The organism is Sphingobacterium sp. UBA7625 (genome assembly GCF_002484085.1).
GTDB lineage: Bacteria > Bacteroidota > Bacteroidia > Sphingobacteriales > Sphingobacteriaceae > Sphingobacterium > Sphingobacterium athyrii.
In genome coordinates this window covers 292,716-315,067 of the sequence record NZ_DLJD01000058.1, presented here as the reverse complement: position 1 = coordinate 315,067, position 22,352 = coordinate 292,716, and the positions used below count along the sequence as shown (strand labels likewise).

Here is a 22,352-nt window from a genome sequence, read left to right as displayed (position 1 = left end):
TCGTTATATCGTTTTTTCCAATTTGGGCGTTCCCAATTTCTTTTTTCCGTTTTTTAGGATATCGAGTATACCTTCATTTTGAATAATGAGCATCCCATGCCGATCGTTGGTGACGCCCGGCTCCAGGGTATAGGTATAGACGGGCTTAGTCCCTTCCATCCGTGTGGGCAGGTACCAAAAATTGACTCCGTTCACTTGGCTCAATTGCTCGGCTGCCTCCACAATATGTGACGAAATAATAAATCGGCTTGTATCTTTTCGGGCAAATGCCCTGGCAACTTCTACTGTCGCTTCATGTGCGTCTTTGACATTGGTGCCGCGGAACAGCTCGTCAAAAATGACGAATAGCGATCTGCCTTTGCCCAGTTCAGCTGCTATTTTCTTGACCCGCAGTACCTCTGCGTAGAAATGACTTGCACCGATACCTAAGTTGTCCGGTAAGTTGATCGTGGTATATAATCCGTCCATGACCGAAATATCAATGGCTTTTGCAGCAATTGGAAAACCCATATGTGCGAGATATACTGCCGTTCCAATGGACCTTAGAAAAGTACTCTTGCCAGCCATATTCGCACCTGTCAATAGGGTCAGGCTCATCGTACCCGTCATCGTCACATCGTTGGCTACGGGCTGCTTCAGCTCAGGATGATAGAGCCCCTCAATTTTCAGTATTCGGGTTCCCTTCGCATGTATGGAGGGGAGCGTAAAATTGCGCTCCCTGGCGATGCCTGCAATCGCAAGATACACATCCAGTAAATAAACCTGATTCAACAAAGATTCAATCTGTGCATATATCTTAGTTCGAAAAAGCAGATCATAAGCGGCTATCGCTGAGAAAGCTACTTTGCCACCGACATGCTCTCTAAATACAGGGCCAAATACAGCCTCATTCAGAATCGCACAGATAGCACTCCGTTGCGTAGCGTAAACTGTTGCTTTGACCATTGCTTCGGTCTCCATAAAGTTTCGCAGCCCGTTCAAGAACTGGATAATGGCCGACACACCATTCTGGATGTCGCGCTCGCCCAAGCCCTGGCTACTGGCTCTTGTGGATACCGAGCGATTTCGAATATATTTTTCCGTCAAATCAAACATCGCCGGATCAAAAGGAAAGGCGATCTGCTGTTGGGAGAAATAGGTGAAAATGGCCACGCGATCGGCTATCGTTTTCTGATCTGCTGATGGCTGGCGAAACAGGTCGCGCAGGAGATTTTCACCTCCGCGCGTACGTGTTTTATTGTAGATTTCGAAAATTCCTGACTGGTCCCTTTTTCCAAAGATCCGTAGGTCTTCTAGGGTCTGTACATCTGTTTCTAGTAGCATAATCTCCGTTTATTTACGTTTACGTCTAATTAATATCACAATACCCGTGAGCAATAACAGTGCTGGCATAATATATAACGTCACAACACGGATAGTCGTCGCTGTTGCATTTGATATCGTGAAGAATATATCTATTGGTTCGGGGGGAACTACATATACCGGTAGGCGGTTATTGTCCAGCCAGCTGAACATGGCCAATGAAAACATGCCCCCACCTTGCCTTAATTTGGATAGAAAATCTCCATCTCCGGCGACGAGGATACGCTGCTCGGTATCACCTTTTTTGCGTGATAGACCTAGCATGGCTATGTAACTTTCCTTTTGTGTATCACCACGGAACGGCGTGAACACAGGCGGGACCGAGTCAACAATCAGTTTATCTATTGTATTGTATGCTTTGCGCTTAGGGTCTGTTGTCAAAATTTGTAGTGGCTTAAAGTCTGTTTTCCCTGTCAGGGACACCGCCACCATGCCCGGCATCGCAATGGAGCCTTGGGCTACAGGCTTGCCGATCCGCAAGCGGTCCCGCTCGATCTGATATTGATCGCTCAGGCTAAAGCCTTCTTTTGTAATCATTGGGCGTATCATATCGGGGGTTTCATTCTTCGTTACTTCGACAAGTGTTCCCGGACTAAACTGCACACCCAGATCATTAAGCAAGGGGTTCAATAAGTCCTGTTTGCCCGGCTCTCCGATCAACATGGCATGCCCACCATTTTTAATATATGTACGTATTTTCTCCTGTTTTAATGTGCTGAGGCTTGTTTTTGGGTCTGCGACGACCAACGCCGTGATGCCTTTTGGGATATCCTGACGATCCAGGTCGATGGTGTCACTGTCAAAGCCCATATTGATCAAAGCCTTTCGGTTGCTGATATCCCGTGAAAGGTAGTTGTACTCCCGCTCTCCGGTCTTATAGATACTGCGTTCGAGATTTCCGCTGGTAAAAAGTACCTTAGGAAGGTCGTCTTGCAACAAGCGCTTGAAAGCAGCAGCCGTGTTCATCTGATCTGGCCAAAACATGCCATCATCATAGGTTCGCAGGAAGGTCTTCTTATCTTTGTATTCCAGGTGCATCACAACACGCTTATTTTCAGGCGTCAGATCGATGCGTTTACGGATCTCCTCCGGTGAAATAAACCGGTCAGGATTGACACGTATTATTTTCCCTACGATTTCGGCAATCTGTTTGAGCGATTTGTTAGGATACTGTTTATACAGGCTGCTGTCACCGGGCATCACATCGTAGTAATAGACATAGTCAAATTGCATATCGGGTTTAAATCGGACATAGCCTTCCCAGAGGTTCATTTCGTAGCCTTTTCTTTGATCCGGTGTTCCGCCTCTTCCGATACTATTGTCCAGCAAGTTGACATATAAGGTGACTTTTAGGGGGGATTCTTTATCAAATTTCTGGAGGATATCCTGGACTTTGGGATGAATTGTATTCACATCATTTCTTGTCACGTCCCAATAAACGATGCAAGCAGGTCTGGATGAGATGTACCCAAATGCGAGAACGATCACAACCACAAGGGCATATTGCGACGAGGCTTTTGCCCAGGGTTTTGATTCCGTTGCACTTCTAACCTTAAAATAGGTAAATGACACAAACATGGCGATGATCAATAGGAAGTAAATGACATCGCTGGTGGTAATGAGGCCCCGCAGCATACGTTCGGTACGGCCTCCTATTGATAGGAAATAGGTCAGTTCGCGAACGAAGTCATACTCCTGCCAGAGTTGTCCAATGGCGGATAAGGCAAAGATAAGCAGGAATGTCGCTACCCCCGACACAATCTGATACGTACTGAGGCAGCTCATAAAGATTCCTATAGCGGCGTAAGTACAGATTAATAAAAATAAGGCCAGTAGCGCAGCGAGTACAATGCCCCCATCGACGTTCATGATGGTGAATAAGCTGATGACCAAAAAAATGCTCAGGATCCCCAACAGGCAAACACAATAAAATACGATTGCCAGGTATTTACCGAGTACAATGTGTATGGGCTTGACAGGGGAGGAGTGAAGCAGCTTGATCGTTCCGTTATTTAACTCTCGGCTAATGAGTCCCATTGTCAACAGGGGCAGAAAGAAATAGAGATTGCTGATCACGGTCGAAAAGAGCGCCCCCTGAATTAAAATGATATTGGTCAGGGATGCCCACAGAAAACCTTCGAAAGCAGGATTATTTTCAATGCTGACTTCCTGAATATTGACCATCCGAACCAGGCTATCCGTAAAGGTAAAAGCACACAGTACCCAAAAAGCGATTCCTAAGAACCAGGCGACGGGCGAGTAAAAAAGATTACGGATTTCATTTTGCGCAATCTTGCATATAAGTTTCATAGCGATATATTTTAAAGGCCATATGGAATACCCGGCTTATTTTCATGTCATGGCTGTGCTTTTCAACCAAGGGGTATTTCAATTAACAGGCAATTATTGTGTATTAAATTTTCCCAATTAATTCGCTTGGCTCGAGAGCTGCTTGAACACATCCTCCAGTACACCTTTTTCCATGCTGATCTCCCTCAGTCGCCAACCCTGTTCCACACTGGCAGCAACGAGGCGTTCGGCGATATCCTCGCCCTGGTCAAAGAAAACACGTACCTGTTTTTCGCTCAGGAAGTCTATTTTGGTCACGCCATCAACGGCTTGTAGTGCGCCGGATACAGGCGGGTTTTCCAAGTGGATCAACAGGCTCTGTGGCTGCAGGTAATTATTAAAGGCATCCATGGTATCCGAAAAGATGACCCGCCCGCCTTCAATCATGATAACATCCCGGCACAGGGCATGAATCTCACTCATCACGTGCGAGGAAAGCAATACCGTGCGGTCCTGTGCAATTTCGCGGATCAACTTACGTACTTCGATCAATTGATTGGGATCCAGTCCGTTTGTAGGCTCATCCATCACGACCAGGCTGGGTTTGTGGATAATGGATTGCGCGATACCGACACGCTGTTTGTACCCTCCGGAAAGATTTTTGATCAGACGGTTGCTAAAATGACTGATCTGGCATTTTTCTTTCACCTCTCCAACAGCCGAAGTAATCTCGCTGGATTTCATCAAACGCAATTCTGCGGTATAACGCAGGTATTCATCTACGGTCAGGTCGGTATACAAAGGCAGGATCTGCGGCAGAAACCCGATCTGCTGTTTGGCAAGGAGTGGCTCTGCCCGCAGGTCGATCCCATTGATCAACACTGTACCCTCGGTCTGGTTCAGTGCTCCGCAGATAATGTTCATGGTCGTGGACTTGCCGGCACCATTCGATCCCAGCAGTCCGACAATCCCCGTTTGGTTGACTTCTATATTGATATCACGTATGGCCCAGTTCAACGCATATTTATGTGACAAATGGCTCACTTTTAAAATACTCATGTTCAGTTATTTTTCTTTAGTAATTCATGCAGCTTGGCATCTCCAATAGCTTGCAGGTCGATTTTATAGTTGATTTTGTAGAAGGAAATCAAATCATTGTACTTTCTTTGATATACGCCCGTGGGGTCAAATTGTGTATTGAAAAATTTCTCTGCTAATTCAGCTTTGGTATGGCTTGTGATACGAGATATATACTCATATAAGTCTTTATATGGGGTAGTGGGCACCGCAAAAACCCCATACATTTTATAATTGTTTTGGTTCAAATAGGAGTAGGGAATTCCTTTAATAAAATCGGGAGCGATCTGGATTTTGTTTCCTGCGCAAGCGGCAGCCCAGAAGGCACCGTGAATCGCTCCTTTGGCCTGTTTTTTCTGTTGTTCTGAAAAGCCATCCCATCGCTTGTCAACATGCCCAAATGCAATGTGGCTCTGCGACCAGACCGCATCTGCCAATCCCGCTAAGGGTACCTCGGAGGAAGGTTCCAAAGGAGTAATTTGCTTGCACAGCATAATTTTATAGGGAACCATTTTTGTGAAAAGATCCTCAGCATAGAAACCAAAGAACTCATCTTTCAGAAATGTTAAGCTGGCAGCTACACGTTCTGGATCCCCTGCTGTACCCACAAAGGGAATATTGTGGGTAAAGTCCCAGCGGAAATCGACGTCATTAAATTGATATAAAATGTAGGTTCCATATTTCTGATGAAAATCTACAATATATTGGTCAAAAGCATGATCACCTTGTGGCAAGGTATACATTGGCTGGGAATCATCAGCTTTCAGCAGCTCTTTTTTGCAAGATCCTGACATCATTACAACCACAAGACTGACGAAAAGTAATCTAATTTTGTTTCGCATGATAGTTAATTTTTAGGTTGACGAATGGGGGATAATGGATTTTGAATTATCTTGGGATTCAAATCAATGACCCGTAGCGGTATAGGCTGAACATAACTCGGATCTCGCTCCTCTAAGATGTAATTTTCATTTTGTGCCGTCGAGGTAAAAAATGTATGTTGAATGCGGGGCATTCCATAACGACGTAAATCAAACCATCGGCCCCCTTCACTGAAGAGCTCCCGGCGTCGTTCGTCTCGTATATATTGCAAAATATCGTTGGAAATTTGTTCCAACTTCCAGGGCGTATACTTGTTGGTCTGAAACCTCTTTTCACGCAAGCTATTGATCAAGTTGACGCATTTTTGTCCCGCATCTGCGTTTCCTTGTTTATACAATTGAGCCAATGCTTCTGCCCGATTAAGATAAGCCTCTGAAAGACGAAAGGCCTGTGCGCTTTTCAATCCAAAATCGCCAATGTGCAATTTTTTGGTTACACCATTAGCCCAATAGACACCATGGCGAAGGTCGCCTTCGCTATAGCTATTTCTTAACTCCATAGGCATGCGATAAGCGGCTGTATCCTGCATGATCACATCTCCTCTAAGTCCAAATGCCCAGATCGTTTCGGGGTTACTCGCACTGATAACAGGTTTTTCCAGTGGATTCACTTGTCCCCAAGCGCGCAGGTCCATCAGCTGATAAGGCCCATTCAGCAAGGGGTCGGTATGTTTGATCACCTCGTCCCATTTTTCCATATAGAGATACACACGGGACGCCAAAAGATGCGCAGCGGCACTACCAAATCGATATTTGCTATGCACTTGCTTACTTTGATCCATAAGTGCAGTCCCTTCGTTCAGGTCCTTTTCTATTTGGCTGTATATATCCGCTACAGAATTGCGTGTTTTCAATGTGGTTTCAACTCCGCCCGACAACAACATGGGGACACCTAAATTGGTTTTAGGATCACTTAGTTTGTCGTTATAGGGCAATCCATAGATATTGACCAGGTTGAAATAATAGAATGCACGTAATAGCTGTGCCTGTCCGCCAACATAACTCTTGAAAGCCTCCGTTCCCGTTACTTTCGGCAGGTAATCCAAAGTCGTATTACAGGCTTGAATAGCGGCATAGAGCGATTTCCAGGAGGATTGATTACTTGAGGCTCCCTGCCCCGTCTCAACCATATCCGGTTGCCAGGTATATACAGAATGGGTTGACGTCGTGGTGACATAGGCGATCATACCGATATCATCATTCATGTACATGTCCAAGGGATTTATGGCAAATGTATTCGGATAGGCATCGCCCAGAAGATATTCATTGAGCGTTTCGGCAGAACGTGGTACCAGTTCGGATTGTGTGGATTCCTCCAAAAACTTCGAACATGAACTTGCCAGCATAGATAAGCCGACAGCAAATAATATTATAGTATGTTTCATAACTTAATTTTTAAAATGAAACGTTAATACTTAAATCATAGGTAGGCAGTTGGGGCAATGCACTGCTACCCACACCCAGTATTTCGGGATCCTGTCCCTTCCATTCCTTGCTCGCTATTGTAAAGACATTGCTCATGCTAAAAGTCACCGAAGCTTGTGATAAATGCATCGGCTGTAATACTGAATGTGGTAAAACATAATTAAGCTGAAGTCCGCGGCATTTAAGATAATCAGCCTTTGACAATTGTACGGTTGAATAATCATACATCATATAACGACTCATTATACGGCCCCCGACATCTATCCGCTGATCGCTCAGCCTGTCGGCGAAACGCGGGATATTGGTATGCAGCTCATCGCCAGGTTTCCGCCAGCGATCCAATAGCCATCGTTGCGCATTTTGATCGGGTTTAGGTGCATATTGAAAATCCTGACCATTAAACAATGCATTTCGTAGTTTATGTGCACCCAGACCGAAGGTAAAATTCATGGATAGCGACAAATTGCGATACCTGAGGTTTGTACTTAGCCCACCGGTAAACGGATAGTTCTTGGTTCCTGCCTTGATCAGATAGTCGTACATACCAAGTTTTTTTGGATCCTCAACGTCATCAATCACGTTATACCGTGGTGTTCCATTCTCCGGATCTAGTCCTTTAAAGTCGAAGACATAGAAAGTCCCAAGCGGCTGACCGGGCAGCCTAGCTTGTCCATTTAAATGATCTGGAAGGGAATAAGTGGTGATATCGCTTCCTTTTGTCAGGTTATTTTTATTCTTGGATGTATTTCCGGAAACCGTCCAGGTCCAATCTTGTTTGCGTATTAACCTAAGGGAGACACTCAGATCCATTCCTTTATTTGTCAGTGTCCCGCCATTGATATACATGGACGATACACCATATTCATAGGGGACATTTAAGTCGATTATCGCATCGTGGGTCTTTCTGGAATAGAATTGTGCGTTAACGTTGATTAATGAACGGAATAGACCAAAATTAATAGCGAGATTATTATCTACTGAGCGTTCCCAGCGCAAATCTGGATAGGCCAGCGATCGCATGGTCAACTGATATTCATTTGCAATGGGATTCAATGGTCCCGTGTTTTGGGAGATCTCCATAATCAGATCCGGACCAACACTTGGCACTGCGTTTCCCCGCCAGCCATAGGATCCACTTAAGCTTAAGTTCTCGATAATCTTACTGTTTTGTAACCAAGGTTCATCCGAGACATTCCACCGTCCCGATACACTCCAGGCGGGCAAAAATCTACTATTGGTGTATTGGCCAAAGCGGTTGGATGCATCTGTGCGCAAGCTACCACTAACAATGTACTTCTCTTTAAAGGCATAACTGGCCGCGACGAAACCGGAAAGAAAATTATCTATTTTATTTTCCTTGCGCTGAAGCATCCAGGGATAATAAATTTCAAGCTGTGCAAAACCTTCACCACGATCTTTGAGGTAGCCATATTGGTATTGGTTATAACCTTCTCGCTTTGTGCTATTTAGCTCTTGGCCCAAAGTAATATCCAGTTGATCACGGTCATTAAAGAGCCTGCGTTTATACACCAAAGTATTGCGCCATGAATAACCGTACAGATTTGAATTTCGATGGTCCAAAATACCGCCAAAAGGCAAGGCTGAAAATGTTTCCTCCTGCCCGCCCGGTACAACAGATCCATAATCATAACCTCTTACCTTGGCCACATCAAAGCTGCGCTCGGTGGAATACTGCTCGGAATTTTGCATACTAAAATTCCCGCTCAATATCGAACTCAGCTGTAAGTCATTGGTGATTTTATAACTCAGATTTAACGCACTATTTAAGAATACGGTTTTCGTCATATTGCCCGACTGATCGATCTCATTTAAAGCGTTAAAATGTAACGGGGCTGTAGAAAATGGGGGGTGATTACCAAAAACAGGAATCTTGGTTTCATAAAACAGATCTGATGGGATTGTTCTGCTCGTTGTCAATGCGTAGGTCATTGGGTTAATAATCTGTGGATTGTAACCGACCGCTTTCGCGTAGTCGCCCATTAATTCAAAACCAATAGTTAATTTTTTATTGAGCTTTGAATTGACTGATAATGATCCCCCAAAGGATTTACGGGTATCATTTTTGGCGGCCCCTTTGTTATCTTTATAATTGAGCGAGGAGTAAAAGGTTGTGTTATCCGAACCTCCGGAAAGATTAACGGCATGAGACTGATTGAAACTATTACGAAACAGGAGATCGAACCAGTCGGTATTTACCGTTTCCATCTGCCGCACGCGTTCATTGAATACATCTTCCGTGATACGGCCATTGATCAGGTTTAAATATTGGCTTTCGTAGCCCAGGTCTATCGGCATGTCCTGAAATAGCGTTCCTTCATTGATAAGTTCCCGTGAAAGCTGTACACGCTCTTTGGAATTCATCAGATTGAGGTGTTTGTAGGATGGTTTTTGTACAAAACCCATTGATGTTGAGTAGTTTAAGATACTAGGGCCGGCCTTTCCTTTTTTTGTTGTGATCAGGATCACGCCATTGGCGGCCTTTACACCATACAAAGCCGTTGCAGCAGCATCTTTTAAAAAGCTGATGCTCTCTACATCGTTAATATTGATCCCGCCGATCGAATTTCCCATCAGGTCAGCACTCGCAAGTGTGGTCCCCGAACGAAGAAATTGATTGAGGAAATCGGGGTTTAGCCCCATCGGATTGTCAGGATTCATATCCGATGGGTTTTCCCGCACGATTCCATTCACGACCCAAATCGGATTGGCATTTCCGATCAGGGTGGATGTTCCCCGCATCCGCATGCGGGGAATGGAATTCGGGCTTCCGGACAAAGTCTCTATAGCCAATCCCGGTACTTTACCCTGTAGCATCGATGCTATGTTGGGGACATTTGGCTCAGCGACATCCTTTCCTTTTAATGTGACAATAGAACCGGTGGACAGTTTTTTTTCGATCGTCTGATATCCGGTCAGTACCACTTCCTCCAAAGTCGATTCCTGCTCCTCCAGGGTGACTTTCATTTCCTTAAAATTACGCACAGTCACCTGATAGGGCTTGAACCCCACATGGCTAAATTGGAGATGGTCGCCCTCCTTGGCATTGATTATAAAATTGCCGTTGGCATCAGACAGGGTATGTGTACCCGTTTCTTTATTCACGATCGTCACCAATGGCTTGGGCTGTCCGTTGGACAACTGTACCTTGCCCTGAGCCGCAGCAAACTGAATAACTGTTGTATTGATGGAAAGTGTGACACCACCGGTTGACGGCCTGACCGGTTGAATAATGATCACATTATTTTCAATCGTATAGCTAAGTCCGGTTCCTCTGAGAATCCTGTCCAACAGATCGGTCAGTTTTTCATTTTTGGCGACAACCGTCTGCGCGGCAACCTTATCGACCAGTTGCCCATTATATACAATCTGTGTCGCCGACTTTTCCTGAATGGACTTGAGGATCTTACCGAGTTTTGCCTGCTTGATCGACAGCGTCACTGTCTTATTATTTAACGACTGCGAAAAGGCAACAGTCCCCCCCAAGGAAACCCATACCGCAGTCGTTAAAACAAAACGGAGAAAGCGATTTTTTTTCATATCTCATGATTTAGGTTAGTTCATTCTGTTTAGGGTTAATTCTTCAGCATACTACCCAGCTGTTTGCTGACTTCTTCTCCATAAAGGCCAAAGGCAATCACTTTTCCGGCAGGGTCTATTAAAAAATTTGTTGGGATAAACTGTACACTATATAAAGTGGATGTTTGCTGTTTGCTGTCATCCAGGAGCTGCGTCCAAGGCATTTTTTCATCATTTAATGCTTTTCGCCATTTGTCTGTCTCTGTATCCATCGACACGCTCAAGATCGTAAAATTCTGGGTATTGTATTTTTCATATGCTGCCTTTAAAAAGGGCATTTCCCGGCGACAAGGAGCGCACCAGCTTGCCCAAAAATCCAGTAGGACATACTTACCTTTAAAATCCGACAGCTTAACCTGTTTGCCTTCGGCGTCAGTCAAGGTGAAATCAGGTGCCTGCTGATTGACCAGCGCGCTGGTCATCTTGGGTGCCTGGGCGCGCAACATGGCGGCTGCCAATTTTGATTTTTGAGCTTTTGGTCCAAGGCCTTTTAACAATGCCTGTACTTCCTCCAAGGGTATTTTGTTAAATAGAAATGCATTGATCACATAGGCACTGATCGGTTCATCGGGGTTTTTGGCAATCCACTCTTTGGCCGCGACCTTACTCTTTTCAATATAAGCAAGATATTGCTTTTGGAGATCCTCCAGTGCTTGTGCATCACCCACGGCCTGTGCTTGCCCCAGTTTCTGGGTAAGTTCACCGATATGGTTTATCCCCGCACCACATTGCTGCTGCAAGAACGCATCCAGCTCCTTCCACTTGGCAACAAAGGGACTCCCTGTAAATGCTGCATCTTTAAACGAATCGCCTTTTCCGGACACCTTCAGCTCACCGGCTCCCATGTCCATATAGAAATATTGATTTTCTTTCGGCTGCAGGCCAACCTGCACCACGTAAAGCGAACTGGAATCGGCCTTGGCTACAAATTCAAACTTGTGGTTTTCAACACGTGTAGAATCCATCTGCTGTTTAACATAGTCGATTAGATAGACCTTATCGCCATCTTTCAATCCGGGCAACTCGGCATTTATTTTTAGTTGCTGCTGAGCCAACAGCTGTGTAGCGGGTAAGGACATAAGTAGGGCTGTCCACAGGAGGTTTCTTTTCGTTTTTCTGGTCATTTTTTTGGGTTTGGATAGATTAGAGTTTATAGAGTAAATCGCAGGTCTGTGCTACATAGACATCTTTTTGCGTATCGTTCAACCAGTCGCGGTACCACTTTTCGGCAGTAATGGTCTGATTATCTTCGGGCAATAGTTCAGCCTGTTCTTTTTTTGCGATCTGTAGCCAGGTATTGAGTTGATCAGTTCTTATTTTCCTCCGCGTTTGTTGTGCGAGAAAAGACTTCGTGTCCAAGGCAACCGGAGCTTTGTCCTCCCTGGCGATCAATTTGGCAATGCTATCAATTTTTTGGAAAATGGATGTATAGCGAAGCTGCTGTTTGAGATCTGCAATCCGTTCGGCAGACAATGTATTGGAATATTGATATTGTGCTGTAGGGATAGGCACATTTGGCAATGCTGAATTATAATCTCTTTCCAGCTCACTACTATAGGCTGTGGGACTTGGTAGTAAAATATCTGGCATAACACCGCTGCGCTGTGTGGATTGACCTGTCGCCCGGTAGAACATAAAAGAGGTGAGGGTCAGGGAACCTAAACTTACTGCCGGAACATTTTTGCTGGAATCTCCCATCTTGCCGATTGGCCATTGATCCTGTGCTGTTCCCTTGCCATAGGAGGTTGGCCCACCGATAATGACTCCGCGTCTGTAGTCTTGGATCACGGCTGCAAATATTTCGGAAGCCGAAGCACTTCGTTCATTGATCATGACGGCCAGTGGTCCGCTGAATATCGGTTCCATATTGCTCTGCATAATCTGGATGCCAGTCCTTCCTTTCAGCTGCGCCTTGGGACCGTCGCCTAATAATGCCGCAGCAAGTACGACGACCTGATTGAGCGATCCGCCGGGATTATTGCGCAGATCAATGATTAGCCTGGTCATCCCGCGGGTCTTGAGCTGTATAATCTGCTGTATCACGTCATTCGCGGCATGCGCACCCTTCGGATCAGCAACATCATCGTAAAAATCGGGGAGATAGACGATTCCGACTTTTTCATTCCCTTTAACAAAAAGTGCGCTTCGCGCCAATTTTGCTTCATCTTTGAGTTCCGTACGCTTGAGGCTGACGATGCGATCTTCACCTTTTTGATTCCGGATCTGCAACCGGACATAGCTGCCTTTGTCGCCCCGTATCAAGCCGACAACATCATCCGCAGGCATCGCAAAGACATCCTGTAATTCCCCTTGGGCATTCTCGATGCGGAGAATATGGTCTCCTACCTGTAATAGACCTGTATTGGCTGCCTCACCCCCCGGTGCGAGTGTCTCCACAACATATTCGCCATCGGTTTCTTTCATCGAAATACCGATGCCAAAAAAGCGCTTGGAGATATTCTCTTGCTTCAATTGTGTTTGCGCTGGGATATTATAGATCGTATGCGGATCGACCTGAAAGAGGATGGCATTGATAAAATAGCTGAAATTGATATCTGCGGCTTTTGGTTTGGTCATTCGGGCAAAAAATGCGGCCATCCATTTTCTTACTGCCATGCGGCTCTCTGTCTCCAGTACAGCATCTTTCTTCCCTTTATTTTTTTCTTTTAATGACAGGTATTTTTTGAGGACACTTAATTTAAGCGATTTGCGCCACCGTTCTTTTTGTTCCTGTAGCGAAGTTGGAAAACTGGTCTCCTCCTTCAACACTTCTTGCTTTGTAAATGTAAAAGGTTTGGCAAGGATATCATCACAGATAGCCTGCAATGCAAGCATACGTTTGCTGTAAAGCAATTCGGCAGCCCTAAAAAAATCGACCGAATTATTCTGGATTGCCTCGTCCAATGCTGTCTTATATTTTTGAAGCGATTGAATGTCCTCGGCAAGAAAAATTTTATGGCTTCCGTCAACATAATCAAAATATTTCTGCCAGACTTTTGATGAAAACTCATCGTTCAGTACCGGCGGCTGTATATGCTTTTGGTTAATGTAATACATTGTGGTTTTGAGAATGAGCTTTTTCTGTTCATCATCAAATAGACCACCGCCAGCGTCAGCAAGAGCGTTAGTACTACAAGCCCACAGGGACAATGCGACGAGAACCTTCGTTCTCAGATTAAATTTAGGAATTCGAATCATGGTTAGTCATTGCTTAGTATACCTTGAACTAGACAAGGCCCTTTATATATAAGGCAATCGAATGTCTAAATAGGGTGAATCCCGTATGATTTTTTTTTTATCTTTTCTTTAAACTATTGTTAGCAAGGTAAAAATGAGGGCAAAGAATTAAATATGTGGTAATCTTTAGCTGCCTTCAGCTACGTATAGTTTTATTTCAATTGGTTCTACTATTATAAAAAGGGTAAAACCTGAAATGAACCGTATTAGGAATAGTTCAACAATTGGTGAATCAGTTAAACGCCGATACATAAACAAAGAGGGGGTGCGCAAATCCCCCTCTTTGTTTATGTTGTTTATTGGACTTATTGATCGGGTTGTTTTAGATCTTTTTCGAATAAGGTAAATGGATCCTGGTAAAATTTCAGGAAGTCTGCCGCACTGATCTGTCCGGGAAAAGGGGCATAATAGTGTGTAGGACTATTCGTATCATTGCGCCATACCAATGCGTAGGCCATGTTAACGCCTGCTGTTTTTAGCACTTTCAGCAATACATCGCTCCACCATTGCGGATTGGGAATGGATTCCAGACCTGTTTCTGTTAAGGCGGCAATTTTACCGTTCTTTTCCGCAAAGAAACTTAGGATTTTGAGTTTATGGATTGCTGCCGGTAGATCATAATGGCCATCGCGGCCAAAATCTGCGTAATTATCCATTCCGACGATATCTACCCAGTCATTGCCTGGATAACGTTCCAAAAATTCCTGTTCGGAATTAAATTGACAGTCGGGTGAAAAGGCATAAATAAAGTTATGTACCTTCAATTGATCCCGGAGATAACTTACCGTAAATCGCCAGACGGCGATAAAATCTTCGCGCGAGGTGTATTTTTTTCCCCACCAGAACCAGTCTCCGTCAAATTCGTGGAAAGGACGAAAAATAATAGGTATTGCTGCTCCGTCCTGTCCCTTGGCACGATGTGCAAACGCCGCTATGGATTTCAGCAGTTTTTTATAGTGCCGGTGATGTGTACCGCCCGGTTTTATGGCGGCCATCGCCGCTATGGATGTGGAGTCGTTCCAGTAAAAACCATCATTGGAAACCGGATTGTTCATATGCCAGCAAATGGTCGTAATGCCACCACGGTTGTAGGTGTCGCTGACCTGTTGCAGGAGCAGCTGCTGGTTTTCGGAAATGGCTTTGGGAGATTGACCTGAAAAACCCATAAAGTCAAAGCCGATGACAGCCGGATGCGAACCGGTGACTGATTTTACATCCGATCGGTCTCTATCTCCCTGCCATCCATGTCCGTAGACTGTTGCATCCTGCTGGCCAAACAAGACATGACTGCCTGCCCATCTTTTGAGGTTTTTATACAGCGCCTGTGCTTGTAGCGTTGCCTCTTTATCGATCAGTTGCTGCTGCCCCCAGCTCTGCAGCCCGAGCATGAGTAAATTAAAAAACAAGAAGATTCTCATGCTTTAGGGGTTAAGTGTTCTCAATTGCGCCTTGATGTATTGCCCCGCCGGGGTAAGATGTTGTTTCTTCCAACGGCCATGCAGGGGAGCCATCGGTCTAAGCAGAGCGGTTGTTTCGTCTTTATCCGTCAGATTCCAGTTTGCCCAGCTGAGTTGATTGTGTTCCATCCAGTCGAGCCAGATCTTCGTTTTGTTTAGGTCAAACTGGCCATTGCCATCGGCTTCTCCTACGCCCCATTCGGTAATGAACAGCGGCAATTGTTGATCGATTGCTTGCTGTGCACGGTCTCTCAGTTGCTCCTGATGATTGGGGTCGCTGGCATAGAAATGAAAAGAATACGCAATGTTATTAAAGCCCAGAATCCGATCCTTGGCCACGCTATCCACATTTTGATCCCAATGCGGAGATCCGACGACAATAATAGTGTTTTTGGCGTCCTTGCGGATCGTGCGTATCAGCTCCTCAGCATAGGACTTGACCACTTGCCAGGTCGTTCTTTCGGGTTCATTCCAGATCTCATAAATAAGCTGTGGATGATCCGGATACTGCTGTGCCATCCGGGTAAAGAAAGCTTTGGCCTGATTGATATTGCGGTCGGCATGGTGGTCGTGCCAGTCTATCAGGACATAGATGCCCCGCTGCAATGCCCGGTCGACAACGTTCTTGATCAGTGTGAATTGTTCTTCAGGGGATTGCAGATAACCACCGTCCGGTTCTACGGCTAGTGCAACACGGATCAAGTTGACATTAAAATCGTCGACCAGCCGGTCAACGACTGCTGGGGTATAGTACTTTTTGCCGCCCCATACACTCCAGGAGAAACTGATGCCGCGCAATTGGACGATCTTGTCCTGTTGGTCTACTATTTTTCCTTGTTTTATACGGAGGCTACCATGCCTTTGTACTGCGGTCTGCGAAATTCCGCTGTTATGGAGCAGGCATAGGATCACCGCTACCGTAAAAATTTTTATATGCTTCATCATTTATAAGGGGTGCTAACTCATCGAATAATCGATGATAATTTACTGAGCGGCATTTGATCGGAAGCAAATGCCGCTGCAATAATGATCTTGACCTGCTATTTAAAGAAAATAACGTCGTCTAAATAGAACGTTTCATCCTGTGCATCTGGTCCCTCGATCCATAGACCGAGCTGTTTGAAGGCATTGCCCTTGCTCCAGAGGCCGATATCCGCGAGATCCAGGCGGACATAGGTCCATACGCCTGCCGGCACACGGATGGGGGTGGATCTATCGGCATTTCCAAAGCCCGCAGCGCGCCCGTCGCTGGTAAGATAAAGTGTATAGTCCTGCGAACCGCCTTTAATCCAGAATGAAAGAAATTTTAGGTCGGCATTCTTGGCCATGCCATCACCCCAGTTGGCCATGCCATTGGCAGACCAGCTTCCTTTGCCGTAAACCATTTTTGAAGATGCATTTCCTGACTTAAAGGTCGTCGTACTAATTGTTACGGCTCCCCAGCCCCAGCCTTCAAAACCATTTTGATAGGTATCCGTAAAGAGTCTGAAAGCCTGATTAACGTTGACAAATTCCTGCGTTGTCGTAATTTCTCCGGCTTCGCTTCTGATATCGAGTTTTGTTCTGCTGACTTCTGTCTGCGGTAGGGTCAACACCAGCTGACGTTGACTTTTGCTCACGATGGTGGCCTTTGCATCCGTACCGGTCAGCGTCACCTCCGTTACATCATTTAAATAGTTGCCGCTCAGGGTAAGCTGGGTGACCGCGGGGGTAAAGTTGTAGTCTGAAACTGTGGCAACGGAAGGTAACGGTGTGACATTGAAGGGAACCCGCAATTGCTTGTCCAACATATTGGTCAGGATGATGTCCTGTTGCCCTGCTGCGGCTGTGTCCGGTACACGGAATACCAGCGCATGGTCATTGTTAAAAGCTGGATTGAAGCCGGCAGGAACATTTCCCGTTTCAAAAATGATGGATTTCATGCCAGCAAGCCCCTGGCCGGTCAGTACGATTACCGTACCCGGAGCACCGGATGTCACTTCCAATGGATCAGCTTGGGGATTTCCTGATGGGGACAGCTTATCGTCTTTTTTACAGGAAACAAATGCAAAGCATGCTATTGCAAGGATGCAGATGTAGTGATATAAGGTCTTCATAAGTTTTTTCATTATCATTATTAAGGTTTATAAGGAACGGCGGGTTTGGCCAGCTCTGGATTGTTGACCACCTCTGTTGTCGGGATCGGAAGATATAACTTGTCTTCACTGCTGAGCGTCACGCTGAGATGATCCACCAATGGCTTGCCCGCTGCACTATAGGTGCCTCTTTCCTGCGCTTCCACCAGCTGTTTGGCCTTCGTGAATCCTTGGCGTTGAATGTCAAACCAATAATCGCCCTCGAATGCAAATTCTACCCGTCGCTCATGTAAAATATTCGCTGGGGTCAATACCGTCAGATCGCGTGAGGTGCCCAGTCCGGCACGGTGTCTTATTTCATTGACAGCAGCCAGTGCTTTCGCATCTGTGCTCTGTGCCTGATCGGCCAATACGGCTTCCGCATAGATCAGTAATACATCGGCATAGCGCAGGATGTAGGTACAGATGCTCGTGGAGGTGCCATTGACATCCTGACCGCCGCCGCCCGGACCGACCACGTATTTCAGCGCGTTGGAACGGGTACCTGTTTTTATCTTCCGTGCATTGTCATTGGAGCTTGTCCATGTTGTGTCGTAGGTAAAACCATTGGGAAATGCAGAATTCTTCCAGTCATCCCGATGAAATCCCTGCTCCATAATGGACCAGCCTTTGCGTTTGTCGCCCACTTCATAGCTGTCCAATAGATCGATTGACGGGATAATAGCGGACCATCCGGCTCCTGTGGTTTCTTTCAATAAGGGTTCGGGACCTACATAGGCCTGGATCGGATTGCCGACACCATACCCGCCTGCGGCTGCCCACTGTAAGGCAAAGAGGCTCTCGGAATTGTTATTGGCAGTCTGATCGGTAAACATCTTCCCATAATCGGGATATAGGCTATATTTTTTGGCATTGATGACGGTTTCCGCCTTTTTTCGCGCATTTTCGTAGTCTTTTAAGTAGAGATACATTTTGGCCATCATACCCGTAGCCGAGAGCTTGGTCACTCGTCCGGGGGTATCGTTATCTTTCAGGTTTGCCTCCGCAAAAGCCATATCATCCAATGCAAACTTAATGACATCGGCTTGCAGATACCGTGGTGTATTAAAGTTGCCCGTGGTGGCCATGGCGACCGGGTCGGTGACGATGGGAACATCCTTAAAGACTCGGGCTAGATAAAAATAAGCGACCGCCCGGATAAACTTTGCTTCCGCAATTCCTTGCGTCAGATAGGAGGGATCACCGCCTTTGCTCATTTTTTCTTCAAAGGTATTGATCAGCACCGTGGCGTTTCCTGCTACTTTATAAAATGAATACCAGGAACGGCTCACCTGTTCGTCGGTTCCGGATACCGTAAAATTCAAGAAGGTATTGTAGACGGGATCACCGGTGTACATATTGCCCGATAGCACCTCGCCGATGGCATGGAAGGCTTTATCCTGGTAATCATACCATACGGTATTGTAGAGATAGCCGGTTGCACCCCTTACTTCGGCATCGGAATTATAATAGGTATCCAGCGTTGGATTATTCTGTGAAGGCCTGTCCAGAAAACTTTTTTTACAGGATCCCAAAAACAATAGGCCGCCAAGTATTGTGTATATCAGTTTTGTCTTCATAATGTCTTGTTCAAAGGTTTAAAAAGTTATATTAGCACCGATCGTAAAGGTTCTCGGGTTGGGATAATTGCCCAGGTCAATATTCTGCATCAATGCGTCATTGTTGTAAGAGCCCAATTCAGGATCGTATCCGCTGTATTTTGTAAAGGTGTAGATATTCTGTCCTGAAACATAAATCCGGGCGGCCTGCATTTTGATTCTGTTGATCCAGGCGGTAGGCAAATTATAACCGAGGGTAATATTTTGGATCCGTAGGTATGAGCCATCTTCTACAAAACGGCTTGACACCCGTTTATTATCCTGATGCCACTGGTTGTACCGGGGTACAGTACCATTGGTATTGAACAATTCTGAATAGCGATCTGTCAAGGAGGTCTGCAATTGATTCCAGTATACATTGACCGGTGTTTCCAATGATCTCTTGGTATAATTTAGGATATCATTACCTTGAGAACCCTGTAGGAAAATAGATAAGTCAAATCCTTTATACTTGAATGAGTTGGTCAATCCGAATGTAAAGTTTGGATTAGGATCTCCTATATAGGTCATGTCGCCATCATTGATGACATTATTGCCGTCGAGATCGCGATATTTGACATCCCCCAGCCATAAGCCTTTTGCCCCAATAGCTTGCCCTTGATTCGCATGGTTGTGCAGCTCATCTTCGGAGGTAAACAACCCGTCGGATATAAATCCATAAAAGCGGCCGATAGGTCCGCCCGGAACGGTACGGGTCAGGATAACGGCATTGCTATATTCCGTATAACGCATCAGGTCAGCTTGGTCGCTGTTTAGTTTGTCTAGGCGATTTTTATAATGGGATAGCACGAGGTTTGTTTTCCAAGTGAAGCCATTTTTATTGATATTGGTAGAAGATATGCCGATGTCAAATCCGGTATTTGTCATCCGGCCTGCATTGACATTGGGCGATTTGATATCATTCCATTCCGTCCCTATGCCTGTATATTTGGGCAGTCGGGTTGCCATAAGCATATCAGAGGTGATCTTTTTATAGATATCGAAGGTGACATCCAGACGTCCATTGAGGAAACCGGCATCAAATCCACCGTTGTAGGTGGTGACAGATTCCCAGCCGAGTGCCGGGTTGCCGACATTGTCGGGTACGCCGCCCGCGCCAAAGGGGCCGGTAGCGAATAGACGGATATTGGTCGCATAGCTTGCCCCGCCGACATTTGAACTGCCCACAGCTCCGACTCCGGCCCGTACTTTCAGGTAATTCAATACCTTGAGATTTTTGGCAAATTGCTCATTTGTAACCGTCCATCCCACGGAGGCCGCAGGGAAGTAGCCCAGCTTACGGTCTGGCCCAAAGTTGGAGGAGCCGTCACGTCTCAGGGAGAGGTTGACAGAGTAGCGGTTGTCATACGCGTAACCGGCCCGCAGGAAATAGGACTCCATGGCCCAGTCTCCTTTGCCTCCTTCGATGACCTGGTTTTCCTGTTCACCTGCTGCAATAGAGGGTATATTCAGGGCCAGATTTTGCCGTGAAGCCAATATATTGTCATAATAGGAGGCCTGGGCTTCATGTCCGATCTGTGCATTGATGTTATGTTGACCAAAGGATTGGTTGTAATTCAGGTAATTCCTTAATGCCCAGTAATAGCTGGGATTGCGTTGTTCGACGATTTTACTTGGAGCGAGTATTGTCGTCCCGCCCGAGGAGAGGAAGGGCTGGAAAGACATGTTATTATCATTTGTAACGTCGTAGTTGATCTCATTTCGCATGGTTAAAAACTTGGTGAAAATCAGCTCTCCGTACACACTTCCAAAGGCCTTGAACTGATCGCCTGTATTTTGGCGCAACTGCGCCAGTGCGACAGGATTTACGGGGTTCCCGAAGGCATAGCCTCCGATGGATACCGGTGGTGCAAAATCGCCATTCAGTCCAAAGATCGGGGCGGCTGGACTATTGAAAGCGGCAACGTTGACGATGGCATCAGATCCGTTGGTCAATGTGGTTTTTTGATTGGTGCGGGCGGTGCTGCTGCTGATACCGACCTTCAGCCAGCTTTTGATCTGGTGGTCAAGGTTAAACCGCAGGGACAACCTGTCAAATCCGGAGTTGATGATCGTACCGTCCTGTTTAAAGTAATTTAAACCCAAATAATAGGTCGTCTTTTCACTTCCTCCCGAAAAACTTAATTGATGATTTTGCATCTTGCCTTTCTGAAAGATGGCATCTTGCCAGTTGGTCCCTTCGCCCAGGACTTCCGGACGCTGGTATTCGCCGATAGGCACATAGGGATTTCCGGTAACGGTACTGATTTCCTGCAAGACCTGATTGTTATACTGTGCAAACTGGCTTAAGTTCATCAGATCAAGACGGGTAGGGACTTTCGATTCACCATAATACATATCATAGCTTACTTTTCCTTCGCCGGCTTTTCCGCGTTTTGTGGTAATCAGTACTACACCATTGGCACCACGGGAACCGTAGATGGCTTGTGCGGAAGCATCCTTGAGGATATCAATTTTTTCAATATCATTGGGGTTAATCCCTGCAATTCCGCTTTGGGAGGTGGAACCGGCCATTCCGCCAAGTTTATCCTGTGCGATGGTGCTTTTTCCGGTAGGGACGATAATACCGTCTATCACATAGAGCGGTTCGTTTCCATTGATGGAAGTCAGTCCCCTTACGCGTACGGATATTCCTCCACCGGGCTGGCCACCATTGGCCGAAACACTTACCCCGGCGACTTTCCCCTGCAGCATTTGATCAGCTCCTGCAACAGGCAGGTCCTTTATGGCCTCTGCACTTACGGAGGAGATCGAAGAGGTGACGTCGGCACGCCTCATGGTACCGTAGCCCACGACGACGACATCTTCCAGCTGCGTAGCAGCAGTAGTCAGGGTGACATTGACCAATGCCTGATTTCCGACGGGTACTTGGGATGTCTGCATACCGACATAGGAGAATATCAGCACGTCTGTAGGAGCGGCGTTGATCTGATAATGCCCGAAACGATCGGTCACAGCGGTGGCCGTCTTATCCTTTACCTTGACCGACACACCGGACAATACCATGCCCGACTCATTCTTGACAATACCATCCACTTTTTTATTTGCAACCTGCGCCGTTAACAAGGCAGGCGCACTCACAAGCCAGACCAGACCGATCGGCTTAGATAATAACTTTGAGATCATATAAAATTGGTTATTTAAATTTTTGATAAAATAATTGGCGTACAGATCTGATCATGTACAATACTGTTTACGTTTTTTCCATTCACACAATAATTAGTTATGCCCTAGGCGGCCGGACTGGACGCCCGGCCGTCAATAGGCAATATTAGACTTAAATGTGAAAAAAGT

General features: G+C 45.9%; 13 protein-coding genes. All 13 read right to left on the bottom strand.

Annotated elements, in window-relative coordinates; all coding sequences use genetic code 11:
• Positions 1–3: 3 nt before the first annotated feature.
• Positions 4–1,323 carry a MutS-related protein gene (locus B4G94_RS25040; RefSeq protein ID WP_286862837.1) on the bottom strand — a complete coding sequence of 440 codons (1,320 nt, stop codon included), beginning with the start codon at positions 1,321–1,323 and terminating at the stop codon, positions 4–6.
• A 9-nt stretch (positions 1,324–1,332) separates the two neighbouring features.
• Complete coding sequence (locus B4G94_RS25035) at positions 1,333–3,672, bottom strand: Gldg family protein (protein WP_286862836.1); 2,340 nt, start codon at positions 3,670–3,672, stop codon at positions 1,333–1,335.
• A 117-nt stretch (positions 3,673–3,789) separates the two neighbouring features.
• The gene (locus B4G94_RS25030; protein ID WP_313533097.1) at positions 3,790–4,710 is read right to left on the bottom strand and encodes an ABC transporter ATP-binding protein; all 921 of its coding nucleotides are present in this window, start codon (positions 4,708–4,710) and stop codon (positions 3,790–3,792) included.
• Between the two features lie 2 nt (positions 4,711–4,712).
• Positions 4,713–5,570: a hypothetical protein gene (locus tag B4G94_RS25025; RefSeq protein ID WP_286862835.1), complete on the bottom strand. Its 858-nt coding sequence runs from the start codon at positions 5,568–5,570 to the stop codon at positions 4,713–4,715.
• 5 nt (positions 5,571–5,575) lie between these two features.
• Positions 5,576–6,994 carry a RagB/SusD family nutrient uptake outer membrane protein gene (locus B4G94_RS25020; protein WP_286862834.1) on the bottom strand — a complete coding sequence of 473 codons (1,419 nt, stop codon included), beginning with the start codon at positions 6,992–6,994 and terminating at the stop codon, positions 5,576–5,578.
• Between the two features lie 10 nt (positions 6,995–7,004).
• On the bottom strand, positions 7,005–10,592 hold the full coding sequence (locus B4G94_RS25015) for a SusC/RagA family TonB-linked outer membrane protein (RefSeq protein WP_286862833.1): 3,588 nt from the start codon (positions 10,590–10,592) through the stop codon (positions 7,005–7,007).
• A gap of 35 nt (positions 10,593–10,627) precedes the next feature.
• Positions 10,628–11,755 carry a TlpA disulfide reductase family protein gene (locus B4G94_RS25010; protein ID WP_286862832.1) on the bottom strand — a complete coding sequence of 376 codons (1,128 nt, stop codon included), beginning with the start codon at positions 11,753–11,755 and terminating at the stop codon, positions 10,628–10,630.
• Positions 11,756–11,774: 19 nt separating this feature from the next.
• The gene (locus tag B4G94_RS25005; protein ID WP_286862831.1) at positions 11,775–13,829 is read right to left on the bottom strand and encodes a S41 family peptidase; all 2,055 of its coding nucleotides are present in this window, start codon (positions 13,827–13,829) and stop codon (positions 11,775–11,777) included.
• Positions 13,830–14,173: 344 nt separating this feature from the next.
• Complete coding sequence (locus tag B4G94_RS25000; protein ID WP_286862830.1) at positions 14,174–15,286, bottom strand: glycoside hydrolase family 26 protein; 1,113 nt, start codon at positions 15,284–15,286, stop codon at positions 14,174–14,176.
• 3 nt (positions 15,287–15,289) lie between these two features.
• The gene (locus B4G94_RS24995; RefSeq protein WP_286862829.1) at positions 15,290–16,270 is read right to left on the bottom strand and encodes a glycoside hydrolase family 5 protein; all 981 of its coding nucleotides are present in this window, start codon (positions 16,268–16,270) and stop codon (positions 15,290–15,292) included.
• A gap of 95 nt (positions 16,271–16,365) precedes the next feature.
• Positions 16,366–17,433, bottom strand: coding sequence for a cell shape determination protein CcmA (locus B4G94_RS24990; RefSeq protein WP_286862828.1), 1,068 nt, complete (start codon positions 17,431–17,433; stop codon positions 16,366–16,368).
• An 8-nt stretch (positions 17,434–17,441) separates the two neighbouring features.
• Positions 17,442–19,019 (bottom strand): RagB/SusD family nutrient uptake outer membrane protein, encoded by a 1,578-nt coding sequence (locus tag B4G94_RS24985; protein WP_286862827.1) that lies wholly within the window; start codon positions 19,017–19,019, stop codon positions 17,442–17,444.
• An 18-nt stretch (positions 19,020–19,037) separates the two neighbouring features.
• Positions 19,038–22,184 carry a SusC/RagA family TonB-linked outer membrane protein gene (locus B4G94_RS24980; RefSeq protein ID WP_286862826.1) on the bottom strand — a complete coding sequence of 1,049 codons (3,147 nt, stop codon included), beginning with the start codon at positions 22,182–22,184 and terminating at the stop codon, positions 19,038–19,040.
• Between the last annotated feature and the right edge of the window lie 168 nt (positions 22,185–22,352).

Coding starts and splice junctions, on each gene's coding strand:
- B4G94_RS24985 (WP_286862827.1), bottom strand. CDS start 19,019: ATGAAGACAAAACTGATATACACAATACTTGGCGGCCTATTGTTTTTG.
- B4G94_RS25040 (WP_286862837.1), bottom strand. CDS start 1,323: ATGCTACTAGAAACAGATGTACAGACCCTAGAAGACCTACGGATCTTT.
- B4G94_RS24995 (WP_286862829.1), bottom strand. CDS start 16,270: ATGATGAAGCATATAAAAATTTTTACGGTAGCGGTGATCCTATGCCTG.
- B4G94_RS24980 (WP_286862826.1), bottom strand. CDS start 22,184: ATGATCTCAAAGTTATTATCTAAGCCGATCGGTCTGGTCTGGCTTGTG.
- B4G94_RS25025 (WP_286862835.1), bottom strand. CDS start 5,570: ATGCGAAACAAAATTAGATTACTTTTCGTCAGTCTTGTGGTTGTAATG.
- B4G94_RS25015 (WP_286862833.1), bottom strand. CDS start 10,592: ATGAAAAAAAATCGCTTTCTCCGTTTTGTTTTAACGACTGCGGTATGG.
- B4G94_RS25035 (WP_286862836.1), bottom strand. CDS start 3,672: ATGAAACTTATATGCAAGATTGCGCAAAATGAAATCCGTAATCTTTTT.
- B4G94_RS25005 (WP_286862831.1), bottom strand. CDS start 13,829: ATGATTCGAATTCCTAAATTTAATCTGAGAACGAAGGTTCTCGTCGCA.
- B4G94_RS25000 (WP_286862830.1), bottom strand. CDS start 15,286: ATGAGAATCTTCTTGTTTTTTAATTTACTCATGCTCGGGCTGCAGAGC.
- B4G94_RS25030 (WP_313533097.1), bottom strand. CDS start 4,710: ATGAGTATTTTAAAAGTGAGCCATTTGTCACATAAATATGCGTTGAAC.
- B4G94_RS24990 (WP_286862828.1), bottom strand. CDS start 17,433: ATGAAAAAACTTATGAAGACCTTATATCACTACATCTGCATCCTTGCA.
- B4G94_RS25020 (WP_286862834.1), bottom strand. CDS start 6,994: ATGAAACATACTATAATATTATTTGCTGTCGGCTTATCTATGCTGGCA.
- B4G94_RS25010 (WP_286862832.1), bottom strand. CDS start 11,755: ATGACCAGAAAAACGAAAAGAAACCTCCTGTGGACAGCCCTACTTATG.